Consider the following 3126-nt stretch of genomic DNA (forward strand, 5'->3'; position numbering starts at 1 on the left):
CCCCCGCCTATCGGCACCCCCCTTATCAAGGGGGAGCCCCCCGCCTATCGGCACCCCCCTTATCAAGGGGGAGCCCCCCGCCTATCGGCACCCCCCTTATCAAGGGGGGCAGGGGGGATCGAACCCAAAATATATCTTCAATTTAATTATAACCAGCTACTTAAGCTAAACGCAGGATTTGATTTTTGGCCATTAGTCGCAGGGTTTGTTGCAATTCCTCGCGACTGTGAATTTCCTCCAGACGATGAACGGGAACACCTTGATCGAAGAGAATTAACGTAGGCAGACTACGCAGACGAAAACTATTAGCTAATTGAAAATTCTCATCGGCATTGACACCGACTAATTGAATCGCATCTTGACACTCATTTTGCCAAGAACAGAGGGTGGGTTGGATTAAACGACATAAACCACACCAAGGAGCCCAAAAATGCACGAGAACCGGACGAGAAGACTCTAAAACTAGCTTAGGGAAGCTCTTTTCGTTTACAGATAGTATCATGTCTAAACGGATTTTATGAAAACTTGATTTTGATATAGAAACCATTCTACACCAATCGGGATCAATAAGAAAGGGGTTGGGAGCAAAATCACCAATAAATTTTACTTGTTGCTTGCATTAGCCAAGGATGCGCCCACCAGAGGAGTAAAATAAACCCTGTTACTCCTAGATAGGCCGGACGAAGGAATTCTTGCCATTTTAGGCTTTGCCGACCATCGATAATCGCTAAAAAGGGAATCACCGAGGTGCGTTCTTTGATCTTTAAAAATGCCTCTCCGTAACGGTCTTCTAACCGGCGATCGCCATGCCAGACGGCAAAAAGATGATGGGCAATTAAACCCAAGGAAGTTAATAGGGTAAAGCTTGTCCCTAACCAGAGGGTGTGAGCAATACACCAGATCACCTGTCCTACCATCTGGGGATGACGGGTAACGCGCAGGATGCCGGTTTCGTAGAGATGAACCTGCGGTTTTTGGATAGCGGCGATCTCCAGCAGGTTAAAAGTGGCAGGATAGAGAAAGAAAAAAGAAATGGCCGAAAGTATCCAAACTAGGGTTTTTACTCCGGTTACTCCCTGTACTTGCCAGAGAAGCAAACCATCATAACGATGATTGAAGAAATAAACTACTAAAATTACCGCTAGAGGGATACTCACAAGGGCAAATAATACCCGATACAGTCGCGCACCGATGATAGCTTCTCCCCCCATTCGTAAACTGGCTAATCCGCTATGGGCAACAGCAAAACCCAATAATAAACCTAACATGATCCAATGACTAGCGAATGCCACTTTTACCCTCTTGATTGACTAAATTTTTCTCCGAACTCTATTTTAAAGATTGATGGTTAATTTTTCGCCCCCTTTTTTTGTATTGCCAGTATCGAGGATTCGGGGCAAAATAAAACTATGCTTCCCCAAAGCGACCCCCAAGAATATAACTGGGGAACTATCTAATTTTGCCACTTTTTAGGTAATATGTCTTATCCCCAAAAGCGATTTGTGATGGTCTGTCAGCATTCTTCCTGTTTGGTGCAGGGTGCGTCTGAGCTTCTTTTAGCTTGGCAAACGGCAGCTCTCCCAGAAGATGTCATCGTTATGACCAGTGGTTGTCAAGGACAGTGTAGCACTAGCCCCACGGTGAGAATTATTCCCGAGGAAACCTGGTACTGTCGTGTTAAACCAGAGGATGTCCGTCAGATTGTCGAGGAACATTTAAAAAACGGTCAACCGGTTGAGCGTTTACTCCATCCACCCATTCACGCTCAATGGCAGTAAACTTGATCATCAATTTTTAAGTGATGCTTCACAATAGTCTTTTGCTCCTAGGTTAACCCCTTTGAGTGCCTGTGATTTCAGCTTAGTCTATTGTCTATGAGCGACTTAAAAATTCCCACAGCCAAGAGAGAAATAATTGCCGTGATAATTGTCCCCAAAAGTAGCTGTTATGTCATGAAAATAGTATATGAAAGACGGTTGTAAACCACAGATAAACAACAGATAAGCTGGTGTAGATTTAGGAGTTAATAACTTAATGGCTGTAACTACAAATCAAACAGGTGTAGCCCCTCTTTTGATCAATGGCAGACCCTTAAAAGCGATTAACACCTTCTACAATAAACAACGTTCCCGCTTGCAATCTCAACTGAAACCCCGAAATAATCTCCCCTCATCTAAGAGATTGATATTCCTCACCCATCAACGAAACTGTCGAGGAGAAAATTACCTACACACAGCCAGCAAAAGAGTAATAGATTGCTGTATTATTCATCAAATAGGGACGTTAATAATTGGGCATAATGAGCGCATGAAACAATCTCTTAATCTAGGAAAAAGAAATACTCAACAATTGGTCAATATTCCTCATTATAGATTAATAAAAATGTTAACCTATAAAGCTCAATTAAAAGGAATAAAAGTCATAATAACCGAAGAATCCTCTACCTCACAATCGAGTGCCTTAGATAGGGATGAGTTACCTAAATATGGTTATTAAAAACTGATTATTTATTCTCCGTTTTGCATGAGTGCCTCTTGCATGAGTGCCTGTCCTGATATGTAGCCTATACTCAAAGGATTTAGTATGAGTTAACTAAATATGGTGAAGAAAAACCATTATTTAAGGGAAAAAGGTTAGCTAGGGGACTTGATAAAATGGGAACAAATCAGTTGTTAAATGCCGATGTCAATGGGGCATTTAACATCATTAGAAAAGTAATTCCTGATGTCATTGACCAGGGAATAAAGGGTTTGCCGTTTAACCCGCTCCGTGCTTGACCCACTACGAATGAATAAGCTTTCAGACTTTTAAGTAAGGCTTGCTGAATAATGGTAAAACCCTTTTAAAATAAGGCTTTTGACCTGTTAAAATCCGATGTTAGTGCTGCGAAAATAGGATTGGAACCTTCAAAAACCTGCCATTATCCTTATTATAGTACATACACTGGTACAAAGAAAGAGGGTAACAAAGCCTGAAACGACCGGCTACTAGACCTCCTGCAAAAGTCTTATTCAGCTACTTGATGATAGCCTAAAGCAAGTTCATAGTTGTAAATGCCAGCGATTAAATTAAATCTCAGACCAAAACGCCGTCTCCGATTCCTATATCTTGATGATAAAATTCTAA

The 3126-nt window shown here is 41.7% G+C and carries 3 protein-coding genes and 2 pseudogenes; 2 read left to right on the forward strand and 3 right to left on the reverse strand.

The annotated features are described in order from the left end of the window. Nucleotides 1-160: 160 nt before the first annotated feature. Together PX482_RS27150 and PX482_RS27155 are read right to left on the reverse strand one after the other, a co-directional pair. A complete protein-coding gene (locus PX482_RS27150) occupies nucleotides 161-502 on the reverse strand; it encodes a thioredoxin family protein (RefSeq protein WP_079207408.1) in 342 nt (113 codons plus the stop codon). Nucleotides 503-590: 88 nt separating this feature from the next. Beyond that, the gene (locus tag PX482_RS27155) at nucleotides 591-1292 is read right to left on the reverse strand and encodes an NnrU family protein (protein ID WP_288095511.1); all 702 of its coding nucleotides are present in this window, start codon (nucleotides 1290-1292) and stop codon (nucleotides 591-593) included. Between the two features lie 186 nt (nucleotides 1293-1478). Here PX482_RS27155 and PX482_RS27160 point away from each other — a divergent pair, with 186 nt between their 5' ends. Both PX482_RS27160 and PX482_RS27165 read left to right on the forward strand, forming a co-directional pair. Beyond that, nucleotides 1479-1778, forward strand: a complete 300-nt coding sequence (locus PX482_RS27160; RefSeq protein ID WP_288095508.1) for a (2Fe-2S) ferredoxin domain-containing protein — start codon at nucleotides 1479-1481, stop codon at nucleotides 1776-1778. Nucleotides 1779-1868: 90 nt separating this feature from the next. Then, nucleotides 1869-2481: pseudogene (locus tag PX482_RS27165) on the forward strand (RNA-guided endonuclease TnpB family protein); the annotation flags it as partial. Nucleotides 2482-3007: 526 nt separating this feature from the next. Here the strand turns inward: PX482_RS27165 and PX482_RS27170 are convergent. After that, nucleotides 3008-3126: pseudogene (locus PX482_RS27170) on the reverse strand (IS5/IS1182 family transposase); the annotation flags it as partial.

Source organism: Microcystis sp. M53602_WE12 (assembly GCF_030065455.1).
Lineage (GTDB): Bacteria > Cyanobacteriota > Cyanobacteriia > Cyanobacteriales > Microcystaceae > Microcystis > Microcystis aeruginosa.

Bases quoted from the DNA above. Each gene is read 5' to 3' on its own strand.
- PX482_RS27160 (WP_288095508.1), top strand. From the start codon at position 1,479: ATGTCTTATCCCCAAAAGCGATTTGTGATGGTCTGTCAGCATTCTTCC.
- PX482_RS27150 (WP_079207408.1), bottom strand. From the start codon at position 502: ATGATACTATCTGTAAACGAAAAGAGCTTCCCTAAGCTAGTTTTAGAG.